This window comes from Streptomyces sp. NPDC005574 (genome assembly GCF_040605435.1).
Taxonomy (GTDB): Bacteria; Actinomycetota; Actinomycetes; order Streptomycetales; family Streptomycetaceae; genus Streptomyces.
This window is the reverse complement of the sequence record NZ_JBEXCW010000012.1, coordinates 57868-75965: the sequence shown is the minus strand read 5'-3', so window position 1 is coordinate 75965 and position 18098 is coordinate 57868. Positions and strand designations below refer to the sequence as shown.

The 18098-nt window shown below is 72.2% G+C and carries 12 protein-coding genes; 7 read left to right on the top strand and 5 right to left on the bottom strand.

The genetic code is table 11. The features are described from left to right. The first annotated feature begins 9 nt into the window (after nt 1-9). Nucleotides 10-891 carry an acyl-CoA thioesterase II gene (locus tag ABZT03_RS11305; RefSeq protein WP_356036816.1) on the top strand — a complete coding sequence of 294 codons (882 nt, stop codon included), beginning with the start codon at nt 10-12 and terminating at the stop codon, nt 889-891. A gap of 5 nt (nt 892-896) precedes the next feature. Next, nucleotides 897-1883 (top strand): cation diffusion facilitator family transporter, encoded by a 987-nt coding sequence (locus ABZT03_RS11300; RefSeq protein ID WP_356036813.1) that lies wholly within the window; start codon nt 897-899, stop codon nt 1881-1883. A 34-nt stretch (nt 1884-1917) separates the two neighbouring features. Here the strand turns inward: ABZT03_RS11300 and ABZT03_RS11295 are convergent, their stop codons facing one another. After that, nucleotides 1918-2712 carry a phosphatase gene (locus tag ABZT03_RS11295; RefSeq protein WP_356036811.1) on the bottom strand — a complete coding sequence of 265 codons (795 nt, stop codon included), beginning with the start codon at nt 2710-2712 and terminating at the stop codon, nt 1918-1920. 62 nt (nt 2713-2774) lie between these two features. Beyond that, nucleotides 2775-4343, bottom strand: coding sequence for a helix-turn-helix domain-containing protein (locus ABZT03_RS11290; protein WP_356036808.1), 1569 nt, complete (start codon nt 4341-4343; stop codon nt 2775-2777). Nucleotides 4344-4529: 186 nt separating this feature from the next. On the opposite strand from ABZT03_RS11290, the gene ABZT03_RS11285 reads away from it, so the two are divergent. From ABZT03_RS11285 to ABZT03_RS11275, 3 genes are read left to right on the top strand one after another with little or no spacing between them, the layout of a single operon-like run. Then, nucleotides 4530-5993 carry a sodium:solute symporter gene (locus tag ABZT03_RS11285; protein WP_356036805.1) on the top strand — a complete coding sequence of 488 codons (1464 nt, stop codon included), beginning with the start codon at nt 4530-4532 and terminating at the stop codon, nt 5991-5993. Nucleotides 5994-6050: 57 nt separating this feature from the next. Further along, on the top strand, nt 6051-7019 hold the full coding sequence (speB, locus tag ABZT03_RS11280; protein ID WP_356036803.1) for an agmatinase: 969 nt from the start codon (nt 6051-6053) through the stop codon (nt 7017-7019). Beyond that, nucleotides 7016-8701, top strand: a complete 1686-nt coding sequence (locus ABZT03_RS11275) for a thiamine pyrophosphate-binding protein (protein WP_356036800.1) — start codon at nt 7016-7018, stop codon at nt 8699-8701. The genes speB and ABZT03_RS11275 overlap by 4 nt, the downstream gene beginning before the upstream one ends. 262 nt (nt 8702-8963) lie before the next feature. Here the strand turns inward: ABZT03_RS11275 and ABZT03_RS11270 are convergent, their stop codons facing one another. The 3 genes from ABZT03_RS11270 to ABZT03_RS11260 all read right to left on the bottom strand — a co-directional run bounded on the left by ABZT03_RS11270 (nt 8964) and on the right by ABZT03_RS11260 (nt 12981). Continuing rightward, complete coding sequence (locus tag ABZT03_RS11270) at nt 8964-9566, bottom strand: hypothetical protein (protein ID WP_356036798.1); 603 nt, start codon at nt 9564-9566, stop codon at nt 8964-8966. Nucleotides 9567-9680: 114 nt separating this feature from the next. Beyond that, nucleotides 9681-10484 carry an endonuclease gene (locus ABZT03_RS11265; RefSeq protein ID WP_356036979.1) on the bottom strand — a complete coding sequence of 268 codons (804 nt, stop codon included), beginning with the start codon at nt 10482-10484 and terminating at the stop codon, nt 9681-9683. Between the two features lie 190 nt (nt 10485-10674). Next, the gene (locus ABZT03_RS11260) at nt 10675-12981 is read right to left on the bottom strand and encodes a glycosyltransferase family 39 protein (protein ID WP_356036795.1); all 2307 of its coding nucleotides are present in this window, start codon (nt 12979-12981) and stop codon (nt 10675-10677) included. Between the two features lie 156 nt (nt 12982-13137). On the opposite strand from ABZT03_RS11260, the gene ABZT03_RS11255 reads away from it, so the two are divergent. Continuing rightward, nucleotides 13138-13998, top strand: coding sequence for a serine hydrolase (locus tag ABZT03_RS11255; RefSeq protein ID WP_356036792.1), 861 nt, complete (start codon nt 13138-13140; stop codon nt 13996-13998). 365 nt (nt 13999-14363) lie between these two features. After that, nucleotides 14364-18095: an ABC transporter ATP-binding protein gene (locus tag ABZT03_RS11250; RefSeq protein ID WP_356036789.1), complete on the top strand. Its 3732-nt coding sequence runs from the start codon at nt 14364-14366 to the stop codon at nt 18093-18095. The last annotated feature ends 3 nt before the right edge of the window (nt 18096-18098 follow it).

Genomic DNA, 18098 nt, shown 5'->3' with positions numbered 1-18098 from the left:
CTGAGCCCCATGAGCCAGGCACTACTCGATCTCCTCGATCTGCTCGACCTGGAGCAGATCGAGGAGAACATCTTCCGCGGCCAGTCGCGGTCCGCCGTCGTCCCCCGGGTCTTCGGCGGGCAGGTCGCCGCGCAGGCGCTGGTCGCCGCCGGGCGGACGGTCCCCGCGGACCGTCACGCCCATTCCCTGCACGCGTACTTCCTGCGCCCCGGTGACCCCGGCGCGCCCATCGTCTACAACGTCGACCGGCTTCGCGACGGACGCTCGTTCACCACCCGCCGGGTGGTCGCCGTGCAGCACGGCAAGGCGATCTTCGGCCTGTCGGCGTCCTTCCAGACGTACGAGGAGGGGCTCGACCACCAGGCCCCGATGCCGCCGGCGCCGGACCCGGTGACGCTGCCGACCTCGCAGGAGCGGCTGCGCGGCTACCGCCATCTGGACCCGCGGGTGGTGGAGAAGTTCATCGAGGCGCGCGAGGCGATCGACCTGCGCCATGTGGAGGAGCCGCCCTACGGCGAGTTCGGGGCGCCCCGCGAGCCGCGTTCACAGGTCTGGTTCCGCACCAACGGCAAGCTCGAGGGCGCCGTCGACATCCCCCTGCTGCACGTGGTCCTCGCCACGTACGTCTCCGACATGACCCTTCTCGACTCCATCCTGATCGCGCACGGCCGGGGCGGCTGGGCCGTGGGGGACGTCGTCGGGGCCTCCCTGGACCACGCCATGTGGTTCCACCGGCCCTTCCGCGCCGACGACTGGCTGCTGTACGACCAGGAGTCGCCGTCCGCACACGGCGGCCGCGGTCTCGGGCAGGCCCGCATCTACACGCAGGACGGCCGGCTCGCCATCTCGGTCGTGCAGGAGGGCGTGGTCCGGGTCCCTCGGGAAAACTGAAGGACATGGCACAGGTGCAGGCACAGCAGACGGAGCAGCAGCAGGGCGGCGGCGAGAGCACCTTCACGGTGATCGTCGCCGCCGTCGCCAATCTGGGCATCGCGCTCGCCAAGGCGGTCGCCGGCGTCATCAGCGGATCGAGCGCGATGCTGTCGGAGGCCGCGCACTCCGTCGCGGACACGGTCACCGAGGTCCTGCTGCTGACCGCGCTGAAGCGCAGCGAGAAACCGGCCGACGAGGACCATCCGCTCGGCTACGGCCCCGAGCGCTACATCTGGGCCATGCTCGCCGCCGTCGCCACCTTCGTCGGCGGCGCGGTCTTCTCCCTCTACGACGGCGTCCACACCCTGGTGGCGGGGGAGGACCTGGGTGATCCCCTCGTGTCGTACATCGTGCTCGCCGTCGCCTTCCTGCTGGAGGGCTACTCCCTGCGCACCGGCGTCCGGCAGGCGCGCGGCGAGGCGGCCAGGGCCCGGGTGGCCTTCGGGCGCTACCTTCGGCACACCCCCGACACCGCTGTGAAGGCGGTCGTCCTGGAGGACTCCGCCGCCCTCGTCGGCCTGGTCCTCGCCGCGGGCGGACTGCTCGGCGGGCAGCTCTCCGGATCGGGGGTGTGGGACGGCGTCGCCTCGCTCCTCATCGGCGTGCTCCTGCTGTACGTCGCCTGGGTGCTCGGCCGCTCCAACGCCGAACTGCTCATCGGACGGCCGCTGCCGAAGTCCGTTCGGGAGCGGATCAGGGCGGAACTGCTCGCGGTGGAGCACATCGAGGCCGTACTGGAGCTGACCACGCTCGTGCAGGGCCCGCGGGAAGCACTCGTGGCCGCCAAGGTCGACTTCCGCGACATCTCGACGGCAGCCCAGATCGAGTGGGCCTGCGAGCAGGCCGAGCAGCGGCTGCGGGAGGTCGTCCCGGCGGTGAGCCGGGTCTACCTGGACCCGACGCCCGGGTACGCGCAGCGGCGGGCCGAAGGTCTCAACCCCTGGCCGTGACCGGCCCGCGAGCCCGGCCTGATCCGAACAAGCCCTAGCTCTGTGTGAGTCCGGCCTCCGACAGCAGGTACGCCGTCATCGGGTCGTAGTGGCGCGGGCTGAGGACGTGGTCGTCGAGGGGGACCGTCACCTGGACGGTGCCCTCCGCCTCGGCGAGGAACAGGGCCGGGTCGTTGGAGTCGGCGTAGCCCACGGAGTCCACGCCGTGCCGGCCGGCGTATCCGGCCCAGCCGTGGTCGGCGACGACCAGGTCGGGCAGCGGGCGCCCCTGGCGCTCCAGGGCGGTGAGGATCGCCTTCATGGGCTCGCCGGAGTGCGTGTGCCACAGCGTGGCGCCGTGTTCGAGCACCGCCACGTCCGCGAACTGCATGACGTACCCCTCGTCGGTCTGCAGCCCGTCGGGGATGACGACGATCTCGCAGCCGGCCGCGCGCAGGGCGGCGGCGGTGGCGCGGTGGACGTCGAGGAGGCCGCCCGGGTGGCCGGTCGCGAACAGCACCCGCTGCTGTCCTTCGGCGGCCTTGCGCAGCCGTCCCGCGAGACGCTGGAGGGCGTCGACGGTCAGCTCGGGGTCGATGGTGTCCTGGCCGAACCGGTACTCGGGATCGTCGTTCACGCCGACCCGCTCCGCCATCACCGCGAGCACGTCCTGCTCGTCGCTCCAGCGGTCGCCGAGTTCCAGGCCGAGCCAGAAGTTGCGGACGCCGTTGGAGAGCTGGCGGTAGTGGGAGAGGTTGTTCTCGCGGGGTGTCGCGACGTCGCCCGCGATGCGGGTCCGTACGAGGTGGTCGACGAGCTCGGCGCGGCTGGGTGTCCCGGGTATCGGCATGGTTCCCATTGTGAGGCAGGCGACTGCGCGAGTTCCCGGCGTCCCGCCCGCTGGGACGTGTGTCACTGGTCCTCTTGACGCAGGGCGAACCACAGCTCCATGCGTACGTCCGCGTCGTCCAGGTCCGTGCCGAGGAGGGCCGCGCAGCGCGCGATCCGCTGCCGGACGGTGTTGCGGTGCACGCCCAGGGCCACCGCCGTGCGGTCCCAGCCGCCGTGCAGGGAGAGCCAGGTGCGCAGGGTCTCGGTGAGCGCGGGCAGCGCGGCCACGGGCGCGAGGACGGCCCGGGCGTGGGCTGCGGCCTCGTCGCGGGGGAGCAGCGCGGCGAGCCCGGCCCGGGAGCCGTGCCGGACCAGGTCGGTGCGGGTGGCGCGGGCCCGGGCCAGGGCGCGGGCCGCCCGGGCGTCGGCGGCCGCCCACTCCCCGGGGGTGACGGCGTCGCTGACGCCCAGGGTCCAGCCGGGCTGCGGGGCCGGTTCCCGGCCGGCCGGGACGAGGACCCGCACGACGTCCGGCGCCAGGTCCACCAGCGCGGACCCGAGGGCCGCGCCCAGCGCGGCGGCGGCCATGGCGTCGGGCGCCCGGGTGTCCGGGCGGGCGTGCACGACGAGCCACCGCTGCCGCCCGCCGAGCAGCGGGGCGACCTCCTCGGGCGCCGCGCCCAGCAGCAGCCGTACGAGCGCCGACGAGCGGTCCGCCCCCGCTTCGCCGCGCTGTTCGCCGGTCAGCAGGGAGAGCAGGACCGCGGCGACGGAGGCGATCGTGTGATCCCCCGGCTCCCGCCCCGGCACCACCACCCCCAGCACGAACCCCTCCCCGGCCCCCAGGGCGTAGGCGGCGAGGTGCGCGTCACCGGCGGTGTCGGTCGCGGAGGCGGGGTGCGCGGGGCCGGGCCCCGGTTCGGGGCCGGTCGCCCCGGCTTCCGCGCCTCCCTCGCCGCGGGGGCCCGGGGGCGCCGGCCGTACGACCCCTGCCAGCGTCGCCAGCGCGTTCCTCGTGCCGGGTCCGGGCTCCCGGCCCGCCGAGGCGATCTCCGCGCCTTCCGGGCCGTAGAGCACCGCCCGGCCGCCCAGGCGCTGGGCGAGCCGGCGCAGCACCGAGGGGACCGGGTCGGGGCCCGAGGCGGCGGCCGCCAGGCTCTGCTGGGCGGCCGTGACGCGGCGGAGTTCCGCCAGGCGGGCCTGCGCCATCAGCTGCCAGACCGCGCGGGCCACCCCCGAGAACGTGGTCTGCGGCGGCACCTCCAGCAGCGGCAGCCCGTACGCCTCGCAGGCCGCCACCAGCGCCCCCGGCACCGTGTCGTGCACCGGGGCCAGGCCGAAGCCGAGGGCCGCGCCGCCCGCCGCCACGATCCGCGAGACGTAGCCGTCGAAGTACTCCCCCGGTCCCGACCTCGCTCGACCGGGACCCCCGGCGGACACGGCCGCCTCCGGGATGTGCACGCCGGCCGTCAGCAGCAGCTCCCCGCCCAGCAGGTACGGGTACGGGTCGGCCATCTCCGAGGTGTGCGCCCAGTGGATCACGATGCCCGGGTCCGCCGGCCCGGCGACGCGGCGCAGGGCCAGGTCCTCACGGGCCAGCAGGGCCGCGAGGGGCACGGGCGGGGTCGGCGGAACGGCGGGGTCCGGCATGGTGGACGTTTCCTCCGTCCGGGGAGTCGGGAGTGGATGAAACGTACACTTCGCAGTCGCTTTCCGGCCACCTAGTGTCGGTCCCGACCGGCGGCCACGGGTACGGGCGGATGTCCCCGTGAACCGCCGCCGGCCGTCCCCGGTATCTGCACGACACGCCACCGACCGTGCGCGAAGGAGAGCCCCATGGCCGTCGACTACACAGTGATCGTCGTCTACCTGGCCGGCATGCTGGCCGTGGGCTGGTGGGGCATGCGCCGCGCCCGGTCCAAGAGCGACTTCCTCGTCGCCGGACGACGGCTCGGGCCCGCGATGTACTCCGGCACCATGGCGGCCATCGTCCTCGGCGGCGCCTCCACCATCGGCGGCGTGGGACTGGGCTACCAGTACGGACTGTCCGGGGCGTGGATGGTCTTCACCATCGGCCTGGGCCTGCTCGCGCTGAGCGTCTTCTTCTCCGCCCGCATCGCCCGCCTCAAGGTCTACACCGTCTCCGAGATGCTCGACCTGCGCTACGGCGGCCGGGCGGGCGTGATCTCCGGTGTCGTCATGTGGGCGTACACCCTGATGCTCGCGGTGACCTCCACGATCGCCTACGCCACGATCTTCGACGTCCTCTTCGACATGAACCGGACCCTCGCGATCGTCCTCGGCGGCTCCATCGTCGTCGCCTACTCGACGCTCGGCGGCATGTGGTCCATCACGCTCACCGACATGGTGCAGTTCGTCGTGAAGACCGTCGGCGTGCTGCTCCTGCTGCTGCCGATCGCGGTGGTCCGGGCCGGCGGCTTCTCCGAGATGCGGGCGAAACTGCCCACCGAGTACTTCGACCCGCTGGGCATCGGCGGCGAGACGATCTTCACCTACGTGCTGATCTACACCTTCGGCATGCTCATCGGCCAGGACATCTGGCAGCGCGTGTTCACCGCCCGCGGCGACCGCACCGCGAAGTGGGGCGGCACCGTCGCCGGCACCTACTGCCTCCTCTACGCCCTCGCCGGCGCCGTCATCGGCACCGCGGCCAAGGTGCTCTACCCCACGCTCTCCAGCCCCGACGACGCCTTCGCGACCATCGTCAAGGACGAGCTGCCCGTCGGTGTGCGCGGTCTGGTGCTCGCCGCCGCCCTGGCCGCCGTGATGTCGACGTCCTCCGGCGCGCTCATCGCCTGCGCGACCGTCGCCAACAACGACATCTGGTCCCGGCTGCGCGGAGCGGTCCGGCCGGCCGCCGGGGACGCGCGGGACGAGGTCCGGGACAACCGGGTGTTCATCCTGGTGATGGGTCTCGCGGTGATCGGCACCGCGATCGCCCTCAACAACGTCGTCGAGGCGCTGACCGTGGCGTACAACCTGCTGGTCGGCGGCCTGCTCGTGCCGATCCTCGGCGGACTGCTGTGGCGGCGCGGCACCGTGCGGGGCGCCCTCGCCGCCGTCACCGTCGGCGGCCTCGCGGTGATCGGCCTGATGGCGGGCTACGGCATCCTCGCCAACGAACCCGTCTACTACGGCCTGCTGTCGTCCCTGGCCGCCTACGTCGTCGTGTCCCTGGCGACCCGGCCGACCGACGCCGCCGTCCTCGCCGCCTGGCGCGAGCGGCTCGCCGGCCGGAGCCCCGAACGCGCGTCCGAACCCGTGGCGGCTTCCCAGTAAAGTCGTCAGAAGACGCAGTACATACGCGATGTAGCGTAGGAAAGAAGGCAGTTCCCCATGAGCAGCAACGAGACGCCCCGCGGCCCCGTCGACTCCTCCCGGATCCCGCGCTACGCCGGACCCGCGACCTTCGCCCGGCTGCCCCGCCTGGACGAGGTCGGCCGCGCCGACGTCGCCGTGATCGGCGTGCCCTTCGACTCGGGCGTCTCCTACCGGCCGGGCGCCCGCTTCGGCGGCAACGCGATCCGCGAGGCGTCCCGGCTGCTGCGCCCGTACAACCCGGCCCAGGACGCGTCGCCCTTCGCGCTGGCGCAGGTCGCGGACGGCGGCGACATCGCCGTGAACCCGTTCAACATCAACGAGGCCGTCGAGACCGTCGAGGCCGCCGCCGACGACCTGCTCGGCACCGGCGCCCGCCTGATGACCCTGGGCGGCGACCACACCATCGCGCTGCCCCTGCTGCGGTCCGTGGCGAAGAAGCACGGCCCGGTCGCCCTGCTCCACTTCGACGCGCACCTCGACACCTGGGACACCTACTTCGGCGCCGAGTACACCCACGGCACGCCGTTCCGCCGCGCGGTCGAGGAGGGCATCCTCGACACCTCGGCGCTGTCCCACGTCGGCATCCGCGGCCCGCTGTACGGCAAGCAGGACCTCACCGACGACGAGAAGATGGGCTTCGGCATCGTCACCTCCGCCGACGTCTACCGCCGGGGCGCCGACGAGGTCGCCGACCAGCTCCGCCAGCGCATCGGCGACCGCCCGCTGTACATCTCCATCGACATCGACTGCCTCGACCCGGCGCACGCGCCCGGCACGGGCACGCCGGAGGCGGGCGGCATGACCTCCCGCGAACTCCTGGAGATCCTGCGCGGCCTCGCCTCCTGTCACCTCGTCTCGGCCGACGTCGTCGAGGTGGCCCCCGCCTACGACCACGCCGAGATCACGTCGGTGGCCGCGTCCCACACGGCGTACGAACTGACCACGATCATGTCCCGCCAGATTGCCGAGGCCCGCGCGAAGTGACTCACGACCACGACCTGGAACTCCGTCCCACGCCCGCCCAGACGGAGGCCGCGCTGAACCCTCCTCCCGGCCGCAACGGCGGAGACCTGGTCGTGGAGACACTGGCCGGGCTCGGCGCGACCACCGTGTTCGGGCTGCCCGGCCAGCACGCCCTCGGCATGTTCGACGCGCTGCGCCGCTCGGACCTGCGGTACGTGGGCCTGCGGGTGGAGAACAACGCGGGCTTCGCGGCCGACGCCTACGGCCGGATCACCGGCGAGGCGGCGCCGCTGCTGCTGTCCACCGGTCCGGGCGCGCTGACCTCGCTGGCCGCGCTCCAGGAGGCGGCGGCCGCCTCCGCCCCCGTGCTGGCGATCAGCAGCCAGATCCCGACCCGCGGCCTCGGCGGCGGCCGCCACGGCTACCTCCACGAACTCCCCGACCAGGCGGCCTCGTTCCGGGGTGTGGTGAAGTCGGTGCACACCGTGCGCGCCCAGTCCCAGATCCCGTCCGCGATCGCGGCGGCCTGGAAGTCGGCGCTCACGGCCCCGCACGGGCCGGTGTGGGTGGAGATCCCGCAGGACGTGCTGCTCGCCGAAACACCCCTGCCCGTCGTGACGGCGGCGGACGCGACGCCCGAGGAGCTGCCGCCGCGCCCCGAACTGACCGCCGTGGCAGCCCACTTGCTGTCGCGGGCCGAGCGTCCGGTGATCATCGCGGGCGGCGGGGTCGTCCGGGCGGACGCGTCGCGGAAGCTCCGCCAGCTGGCGGAGAAGCTCCGGGCCCCCGTGGTCACGACCTTCGGCGGCAAGGGCGCGTTCCCCTGGGAACACCCGCTCTCCCTCCAGTCCTGGCTGGAGGACCGGCACACCACCGATTTCCTGGAGGACGCCGACGTCGTCCTGGTCGTCGGCTCGGGCCTCGGTGAACTCTCCTCGAACTACCACACGTTCAGGCCGCGCGGCCGGGTGATCCAGATCGAGGCGGACCTCGGCAAGCTGGAGTCCAACCAGCCGGCGCTGGGCATCCACGCCGACGCGCGTCTCGGGCTCCAGGCGTTGCTGGAGACGGTGGACGCGCGGGAGGACCCGACGGCCCCGGATCGCGTACGAACCCTGCTGGCGAAGGTGCGTGAGCGCATCGACGCCCAGGAACTCACCCTGGAGCAGGACCTGTTGGCGTCGGTGCGGCGCGCGCTGCCGGACGACTCGCCGTCCTTCTGGGACATGACGATCCTCGCCTACTGGGCGTGGTCGGCCTTCGACGCCAAGGGTCCCAACCACATGCACTCCGCGCAGGGCGCCGGCGGCCTCGGCTACGGCTTCCCGGCGGCGCTGGGCGCGGCGGCCGCCGACCCGACCCGCCCGGTCCTCGCGGTGTCAGGTGACGGTGGTGCCCTGTACTCGATCGCGGAGTTGGCGACGGCACGGCAGTACGACCTCAACGTCACCTGGCTCATCGTCGACGACGGCGGCTACGGCATCCTGCGCGAGTACATGACCGACGCCTTCGGCCAGGCCACGGCGACGGAACTGAGCCGCCCCGACTACGTGGCGCTGGCCGAGTCGTTCGCGGTCCCGGCGGCCCCGACGACCCCGGAAACCCTGGAAGACGACCTGAGGAAAGCCCTGACGACCCCCGGCCCCACGGTGGTGGTCCTCCCAGCCCGACTCCACATGTTCGCCCCCACCCACCTGCCATAACCACCCCCGGCCCTTCAGGGGCGGCGGGAAACGGCCCAAACCAACAAACTGGAGGGGCGCGGGGAACGGCGCAAACCAACAACGCACCAGCACCCGACCAGCGCCCCTGAGCCCACCCCACCAGGGGCGCGGGGAACTGCGCGACAAGCCCCCACGCACCGGCACCCGACCGACGAACGTGCAGCCCCTCAGGGGCGCGGGGAACCGCGCAAAACATCAACGCACCCGCGCCAACCAGCCACCCACGCCCCGCAGGGACCCGTCAGCTGAACCAGAAGAAGATCGTGTCCGGACACCCCCCAAGCTTCTGCGCCCGCTCGAACTCCTCCGCCTCGAACCGCATCAACCCCCCGAACTTCCCCACGGTGTCCTGGTATTCGGGACTCAGACGCTGGTGAATCGCCTCGTACACGTCCGCGAGCGCCGCCGCCCGCTGCGCCGGCAGGATCCCCACCGAGGGGAACCCGTCGCCGGGATGCGGCATCGGTATCGGCGGCCCGCTGAACAGGAACGAGCCCGGCAGCAGGTCGGACGGCACTCCGTGGCGGACCAGTTCGTCGTCCATGCGGTAGAACCAGGACGGCCACCGCCACACCCCGAGGTCGGTGGTGTCGGAGAAGTGGGACGCCACCGCCTCGTGGAAGGCGTAGGTGTACGCCGGGCTCATCTCCACGCTGGGCGTTCCCTCGATCAGTTCGTCGAGCGCCCGGCTCACGGTCACCCCGAGTTCGACGTGCTGCTCGCGAAACCGCGCGTCGGTCCGCGCGCAGCGTTCACGGACGACGCCGAGGACCCGTTCCTGCTTCTCCGTGCGCTCCACCGCGGTGAGCAGACGGATCACGTCCCGCATGTCCCCGGTGCTCATCTCCAGGCAGTGGCCCACTCTTTCCTCCCCGTTGGCCGGACGACTGCGTCCATGATCCGCAACGGGGTGGGGGCGCGGTGCGGCGGGGGGCACCGCGCCCGGCGAACGTGAGTCCTACCAGATCGCCTCGACCCACTCCGGGTGGTCGATGAACGGGTTCCGGTTGTGCTGGTAGGTGTCGTAGATGACCTGGTTGCGCTTCTCCTCGAAGGCGCTGGGCGGGTCCGCCTCGTTCCACGCCTTGAGGACGGAGAGCTTGCCCATGTACGGGTTGCTGCCGTTGTTGACCTGCTCGTTGGGCTCCAGGTCGGCGAAGCCGTCGTCGCCCTCGTAGCGCACGGCCATGTAGAGGATCATGCGGGCCACGTCGCCCCGGTCGGCGGCGCGCGGCTGGAAGGAGTCGGAGTCGACGAGGCTGCCGCCGCCGTTGGTGACCGTGCTGCCCCCGTTGTCGAAGTCCAGGTTGCCGCGGGTGCTGTTGACCTGCACGTCGGCGGGGCGCAGATGGTGCAGGTCGGTGCCGGGGCCCGTCACCTCGCCGAAGTCGCCGTGGGACTTGGCCCAGGTGTGCTCGCGGTTCCAGTCGCCGACGTCACCGCCGTTGAGGGACTTGGCACGCGAGACGCCGCTGTACAGCAGGATCACGTTGTTGCTGTTGTTCGGGTCCTGGTCGGTGACCTTCAGCGCGTTCCAGACCGCGGAGTAGGAGATCTTCGTCTGGCTGCTGATGATCGTGTGCAGCGAGGACTTGAGGCTCGTACCGGTCTTTCCGATCGCGTTCTTGTAGTACGTCGAGTCGTACGCGGTCGTGGTCGCCGCGGCGGGGGTCGCGGTGAGCGCGGGAACGGTGAGTCCGACCAGGACGGTGGCGGTGGTGAGCGCCACCGACTTCCAGTGGCGTAGGCGTGTCGCCGGCATGTAGGGGAGTCCCATCTACGCGGGTTGAATGAAGGCGGCAAACGGGAGAGTGGCATGGACATGCAGGCTTGTCCATGAACCGAACGTGTCCATCGGATGACGGAGACCGGCAATCTGCCCCTTGTCTACGCGAGTTGACATACCGAAACGGCCCCCGACCGGTGGGTCGGGGGCCGTCGGACCGCGTACGTCAGCCGACGTCCGAGGCGTCGAGCCGGTAGACCGTCGACGTGTCGCTCTGCGCGGACGAGGACGAGGCGGACGAAGACGACGAAGATGAGGGCGAAGACGAAGACGAAGACGAGGACGAGGACGAGGACGAGGACGAGCTGTACTCGCTCTCCTTCACCGCCGTCCCGTTCTTCTTCACCCAGGCGGTGACCTCCTGGTTGAGGCTGCTGTTGCCGCCCATGCCACCGCCACCGAGCTGGACGTAGTGCAGCTCGCCCTTCTTCACCAGCTCCTTGAGCTTGGGCAGGGTCATCGCCGCGTCGGAGCCGGTGAAGCCCCACATGGAGATGACGGGCTTGCCGGTGCTGATGATCAGCTGACCGGCGCTCTGTAAATTGGCCACCGCGAGCAGCCACTTGGCGCCGTCCTGGTGCTTCTCCAGGTAGGAGACCAGCTGGGTGTCGGTGCCGCCGCCCATGCCACCGCCGCCGAAGCCGCCGCCCGCACCGCCCGGGGCCGTACCGGTGCCGCCGGGCGCGGTCCCGCCGGACGGGGTCTCGCCGCCGCCCGGGAACCCGCCGTTCGTGCCGCCCGGGAACCCGCCGTTCGTGCCGCCCGGCGCCCCACCGGGTGCCCCGCCGCCCTGGGGGAGTTCGCCGTTGCCGCCGCCGGGTGTCGTCTGGCCCTGGCCGCCGCCGGGGAACTCCCCGTTCGCCTGGCCGCCCTGCCGCGTGCCGCCGGGCATCTCGCCGCGTTGTCCGCCGAAGCCACCACCCCCGCCGCCGGGACCGCCCATGCCGTTGCCGGTGGAGGGGCCCGCGGTCGGGTTGGTGCCGCCCATGCCGCCGCCGGCGGACGAGGCGAAAGCGGGGGAGGCGGCGTACGCCGTCGGGCCCGCGAGCCCCGCCACGATCGCCGCGGCGACGGACACCGCGAGCAGCCGTGCCCTGGTGCCGGAGCCGGCGGACCGGAACACCAGCAGGCCCGTGATCGCGAGGATCATGACCGCGCCGACGGCCGGCCACAGCCAGGTGTTCCAGCCGGAGGCCCGGCGCAGCAGCACGATCGCCCAGACGGCGGTGACCGCGAGCCCGGCCGGCAGCACCCACGACCAGCGTGGGTCGCCGCCGCGGAAGGCACGCCACAGCATGACGCCGCCCGCGCCGGTCAGTGCCGCGATGCCCGGGGCGAGCGCGGTCGTGTAGTACGGGTGCATCGTGCCCTCGGCCATCGCGAAGGTCAGGTAGTGCAGCACGAGCCAGCCGCCCCACAGCAGCAGCGCGGCCCGTGTGAGGTCGGTACGCGGGGCGCGGCCGCACCGCACCAGGCCGGCGACGAGCGCGATGCCCGCGAAGGGGATCAGCCAGGAGATCTGGCCGCCGAGGATGTCGTTGAACATCCGGCCGATGCCGGCGGTTCCGGCGAAGGTGCCGCCCCCGCCGCCTCCGCCTCCGCCGTTGCCCTCGCCGCCGAGGACCCGGCCCAGGCCGTTGTAGCCCATGATCAGGTTCCAGGCGGAGCCGTCGGTCGAACCACCGATGTACGGCCGGTCGTCGGCGGGCACGAGTGAGACAGCCGTCGCCCACCAGAAGCTGGAGACCGCCAACGCCACAGCCGCCAGTGCCAGGTTGACGGCCTTCTTCCTCCAGCCCAGCTTCGAGGCGTACACGTACACGGCGAAGACGGCCGGCAGCGCGATGTAGCCCTGGAGCATCTTCGTGTTGAAGGCGAGGCCGAAGCAGACCGCGGAGCCCAGCAGCGGCAGCAGCCTGCCGTCGCGGACCGCGCGCAGGCCGAGCGCCGCCCCGCCCACCATGAGCAGGACCAGCAGCGTGTCCGGGTTGTTGTCGCGGTTGATGGCGACCGTGATCGGCGTCAGGGCGAGGACCAGCGCGGCCACGGTGGCGGCCGCATGCCCGAACACCCGCTTGACGCTGGAGTGCAGGATCCAGATCGTGCCGAGGGCGGCCACGATCATCGGCGCCATCATCTGCCAGGTGCCGTATCCGAAGATCCGGCACGACAGGCCCATCACCATGAGGGCGAGCGGCGGCTTGTCGACGGTGAGGAAGTTGCCCGCGTCCAGCGAGCCGAAGAACCACGCCTTCCAGCTCTGCGTGCCGCTCAGTACGGCGGCGCTGTAGAAGCTGTTGAGGCTGGAGCCGGACAGGTTCCAGGAGTAGAGGACCGCCGCCAGCGCCATGATCGCGATCAGGGCGGGGAGGGACCAGCGGGGCGCCGTGTCCGGGACCGCCGCGGCGGGGTCCGGCGGCGGCCGGTCGGAGGTCACGGTGGTCTGGGCGTGTGGGTCGGTGGCAGATGTCACCCGCGCAGCGTGTCCGGCCGGGGTGGGTGAGCGCTGTGCCGGAGCTGGCTCCGGGCTGTGAATTCGCCGAGGACGCGGTGACGCCTTGCCGAGCCTTTGCCCAACGCGGCAGAGGACCCGTACAACCTTTCGATCGAACTCGTGAGTCAACAGGGCATGACTCACGGGAACCCCAGACGCGCGAGACTCGTCGCGGCCGCCCTCGGCGCCGGCGTGCTCATACCCGTCGTGGCCGGCGCGACCCCGGCGGCCGCGGCCACGACGACGGTCAGCTGCACGTCCACGAACGCGGCGCTGGCCACGAAGCTGAAGAAGGACATCACCGCCGCCCTGGTCAACCGCACGGGCACCATCGCGGTCGGCCTCTACGACCGGACCACCAAGACCACCTGCACCCTGCGCCCCACCACCTCCTACGACTCCGCCAGCGTCGTCAAGGTGACCGTCCTCGCCACCCTGCTGTGGGACGCGCAGAAGACCGGCCGCGCGCTCACCGACCGCGAGAAGACCCTGGCCAAGGCCATGATCACGCAGTCGGACAACGACGCCACCAGCAGCCTGTGGAAGCAGTTGGGGCTCACCAGGGTCAACGGCTTCCTGGCCGCCGCCAACATGACCCGCACCACGCCCGGCGCGGACAACTACTGGGGCCTGACCCAGATCAACGTGACCGACGAGCAGCGGCTGCTCAAGCTGATCACCGCGAGCAACACGGTGCTGACGGACGCGTCCCGCACCTACATCCGGACGCTGATGAGCCAGGTCGTCTCCTCACAGCGCTGGGGCACCCCGTACGGCGCCCCCTCCACCGTCTCCGTGCACGTCAAGAACGGCTGGCTGGAGCGCGCCACACACGGCTGGCGGGTGCACAGCGTCGGCACGTTCAAGGGCGGCGGCCACGACTACATGATGACGATCCTCACCCACGGCAACACCACCATGAGCTACGGCATCACCACCATCCAGAACATAGCCAAGGTCATCCACAGAGACCTGGCGGCCAACACCCCCACATAACCCCGGCCCCCACGGACCCGCACCCAGGCCCCGGGCCACGAACCCCAGGGGCGCGGGGAACTGCGCACCCCGCCCCCACGGACCCGCACGGAAATCCAGGGGCGCGGGGAACTGCGCAATCCCCCCACGGACCCGCACCCAGGCCCCAGGGGCGCGGGGAACCGCGCACCCCGCCCCCACGGACCCGCACGGAAATTTAGGGGCGCGGGGAACTGCGCAAACCCCCCACCCACCCGCACCCACCCACCGACGCAAGCCACCGCACCCCCCACCCTCCAGCGAAGCGAATTGTTGCGGAGGGATGAAATCCGCTCCCGCCCGCGTTGGTGCCTTCCGGTACATCAGGTCGAACGGAAGGCTCCGGCGTGGCAGGGCAACAGGCGCAGACGCGAGGCTGGGCGCGCAGACTCGCCGGATACGCATGGCGCTATCCGAAGGACGTCGTCCTCGCCCTCGGTGCCTCGCTCGCCGGCATGGCCGTCATGGCGCTGGTCCCGCTGGTCACCAAGGTGATCATCGACGACGTGATCGGCGACCACACCCGTGACATGGCCCCCTGGGCGGGCGCCCTGGTCGTCGCGGCCCTGCTGGTGTACGTCTCCGCCTACGTCCGCCGCTACTACGGCGGCCGGCTCGCCCTGGACGTCCAGCACGACCTGCGCACCGAGATGTACGAGACGATCACCCGGCTCGACGGGCGCCGTCAGGACGAGCTGTCCACGGGCCAGGTGGTCGGCCGGGCCACCAGCGACCTCCAGCTGATCCAGGGCCTGCTGTTCATGCTCCCGATGACCATCGGGAACCTGCTCCTCTTCGTCATCTCCCTGGCGATCATGGCGTCGCTGTCGCTGCCGCTCACCCTCGTCGCCCTCGCGGTGGCCCCCGCCCTGTGGTGGATCGCGCGGCGCAGCCGGACCCGGCTGCACCCCGCCACCTGGTACTCCCAGGCCCAGGCCGCCGCCGTGGCCGGCGTGGTCGACGGCGCCGTCAGCGGCGTCCGGGTCGTGAAGGGCTTCGGCCAGGAGGAGCAGGAGACCGGGAAGCTGCGCGAGGTCGGCCGGCGGCTGTTCGCGGGGCGGCTGCGCACCATCCGGCTGAACGCCCGCTACACCCCGGCCCTCCAGGCCGTGCCCGCCCTCGGGCAGGTCGCGATGCTCGCGCTCGGCGGCTGGCTCGCCGTCGGCGGGCACATCACGCTCGGCACGTTCGTCGCCTTCTCCAGCTACCTCGCGCAGCTCGTCGGCCCGGTGCGCATGCTCGCCGTGGTCCTCACGGTCGGGCAGCAGGCGCGGGCCGGCACCGAACGCGTCCTGGAGCTGATCGACACCGAGCCGTCGATGGCCGACGGCACCAAGGAGCTGCCCGCCGACGCCCCGGCGAGCGTCGAGTTCGACGACGTCCACTTCGGCTACGCCGACGGACGTCCCGTCCTCGACGGGCTCTCCTTCGAGATCCGCCCCGGCGAGACCCTCGCCGTCGTCGGTTCCTCCGGCTCCGGCAAGTCCACGGTCTCGCTGCTCCTGCCGCGCTTCTACGACGTGACGCACGGCGCCGTCCTGATCGGCGGCCACGACGTCCGCGAGCTCACCCTCGACTCCCTGCGCGCCGCGATCGGCCTGGTCCCCGAGGACTCCTTCCTCTTCTCGGACACGGTGCGCAGCAACATCGCCTACGGCCGCCCCGACGCGAGTGACGAGGAGATCCGGGCCGCCGCCCGGGCCGCCCAGGCGGACCGTTTCATCTCCGAGCTGCCCCACGGCTACGACACCACGGTCGGCGAGCACGGCCTCACCCTCTCCGGCGGCCAGCGCCAGCGCGTCGCACTCGCCCGCGCGATCCTCACCGACCCGCGCCTGCTCGTCCTGGACGACGCCACCTCCGCCGTGGACGCCCGCGTGGAGCACGAGATCCACGAGGCCCTCAAACACGTCATGGAGGGCCGCACGACCCTCCTGATAGCCCACCGCCGCTCCACCCTCAACCTCGCCGACCGCATCGCCGTCCTCGACGGCGGCCGGCTCGCCGACCTCGGCACCCACGAGGAGCTCCAGGCCCGCTCCGCCCTCTACCGGCGGCTGCTCACCGACCCGGACGAGCTCGGCGGTGTCTCGCCCGGCCACGCCCCGGCGGCGGCACCCCGGGAGGACACCTCCGTACGGGACGAGCTGGACGCCGAGTTCGACGCCGAGCGCGGCATCACGCCCCGGCTGTGGGCGGGCGAACGCGCTCCGAGGGACACCGCGATGGAGGGCATGCCGGCGACCCCCGGACTCCTCGACCAGGTCGAGGCGCTGCCCCCGGCGACCGACGTCCCCGACGTCGACGAGTCCCGCGCGGTCACCGCCGAGGAGTCCTACGGACTGCGGCGGCTGCTGCACGGGTTCGGCCTGCCGCTGCTGGTCAGCCTCGGCCTGGTCGCCGTGGACGCCGGCATGAGCCTGCTGCTGCCGGTGATGATCCGGCACGGCATCGACCAGGGTGTCTCCGCCGCCGCCCTCGGCGCGGTCTGGACGGCCTCGCTGTTCGCGCTGCTCGCCGTCGGCGTCCAGTGGGCGGCCCAGGTGGGCGAGACCCGGATGACCGGACGCACCGGTGAACGCGTCCTGTACTCGCTGCGCCTGAAGATCTTCGCCCAGCTCCAGCGGCTCGGTCTCGACTACTACGAGCGGGAGCTGACCGGCCGGATCATGACGAGGATGACGACGGACGTCGACGCCCTCTCCACGTTTCTGCAGACCGGCCTGGTCACCGCCTTCGTCTCGGTCGTCACGTTCTTCGGCATCATGGCCGCGCTGCTGGTCATCGACGTGCAGCTCGCGCTCGTCGTGTTCGCCACGCTGCCCCCACTGCTCGTCGCCACGTTCTTCTTCCGCAGGGCGAGCGTGAAGGCGTACGAACTGGCCCGCGAGCGCGTGTCGGCGGTCAACGCCGACCTCCAGGAGTCGGTGTCCGGGCTCAGGATCGTGCAGGCGTTCCGGCGTGAGAAGGACGGCGGACGCCGCTTCGCCGAGCGCAGCGACAGCTACCGCCAGGCCCGGGTCCGGGGACAGCGGCTGATCTCCGTCTACTTCCCGTTCGTGCAGCTGCTGTCCTCCGTCGCCGCGGCCGCCGTGCTCATCGCGGGTGCCGGCCGGGTGGACGCGGCCACGCTGACGACCGGCGCGCTGGTCGCCTACCTGCTGTACATCGACCTGTTCTTCGCGCCCGTGCAGCAGCTCTCGCAGGTCTTCGACGGCTACCAGCAGGCGACCGTCTCGCTGGGCCGCATCCAGGAACTGCTGCGGGAACCGACGTCGACGAAGGCCGCCGAGGAGGCGCTCCCCGTGCGGTCCCTGCGGGGCGAGATCGCCTTCGAGGACGTGGACTTCAGGTACGGCACGGAGGAAGAGGCCCTGAGCGGCGTCGCGTTGCGGATCCCGGCCGGCCAGACGGTCGCCTTCGTCGGCGAGACCGGCGCCGGCAAGTCGACCCTGGTGAAGCTGGTGGCCCGCTTCTACGACCCGACCGGCGGCCGGGTCACCGTCGACGGCACGGACCTGCGCTCCCTCGACCTCACCTCCTATCGTCACCGCCTGGGGGTCGTCCCGCAGGAGGCGTACCTCTTCCAGGGCACCGTGCGCGACGCGATCGCCTACGGCCGCCCCGACGCCACCGACGCCGAGGTGGAGGCGGCGGCCCGCGCGGTGGGCGCCCACGAGATGATCGCCACGCTGACCGGCGGCTACCTGCACGAGGTCGCCGAACGCGGCCGCAACCTCTCCGCCGGACAACGCCAGTTGATCGCCCTGGCCCGAGCCGAGCTGGTCGACCCCGACGTCCTGCTCCTGGACGAGGCGACGGCCGCGCTCGACCTGGCCACCGAGGCCCTGGTCAACCAGGCGACGGACCGTCTCGCGGGCCGCCGTACGACCCTCGTCGTCGCCCACCGCCTCACCACCGCCGCCCGCGCCGACCGGGTCGTGGTGATGGACCACGGCCGGGTCGTGGAGGACGGCACACACGGCGAACTGCTGTCCCTGGGCGGGCGGTACGCCGAACTGTGGCGGACGTTCGCCGGCGAGGACGAGCCGGAGGAATCCGTCACCGCGGCCACCTGAGAA

What these genes read in the sequence shown, in the direction of transcription:
- ABZT03_RS11305 (WP_356036816.1), top strand. Translation starts at nt 10, where the DNA reads ATGAGCCAGGCACTACTCGATCTCCTCGATCTGCTCGACCTGGAGCAG.
- ABZT03_RS11300 (WP_356036813.1), top strand. Translation starts at nt 897, where the DNA reads ATGGCACAGGTGCAGGCACAGCAGACGGAGCAGCAGCAGGGCGGCGGC.
- ABZT03_RS11295 (WP_356036811.1), bottom strand. Translation starts at nt 2,712, where the DNA reads ATGCCGATACCCGGGACACCCAGCCGCGCCGAGCTCGTCGACCACCTC.
- ABZT03_RS11290 (WP_356036808.1), bottom strand. Translation starts at nt 4,343, where the DNA reads ATGCCGGACCCCGCCGTTCCGCCGACCCCGCCCGTGCCCCTCGCGGCC.
- ABZT03_RS11285 (WP_356036805.1), top strand. Translation starts at nt 4,530, where the DNA reads ATGGCCGTCGACTACACAGTGATCGTCGTCTACCTGGCCGGCATGCTG.
- speB (WP_356036803.1), top strand. Translation starts at nt 6,051, where the DNA reads ATGAGCAGCAACGAGACGCCCCGCGGCCCCGTCGACTCCTCCCGGATC.
- ABZT03_RS11270 (WP_356036798.1), bottom strand. Translation starts at nt 9,566, where the DNA reads ATGAGCACCGGGGACATGCGGGACGTGATCCGTCTGCTCACCGCGGTG.
- ABZT03_RS11265 (WP_356036979.1), bottom strand. Translation starts at nt 10,484, where the DNA reads ATGCCGGCGACACGCCTACGCCACTGGAAGTCGGTGGCGCTCACCACC.
- ABZT03_RS11255 (WP_356036792.1), top strand. Translation starts at nt 13,138, where the DNA reads ATGACTCACGGGAACCCCAGACGCGCGAGACTCGTCGCGGCCGCCCTC.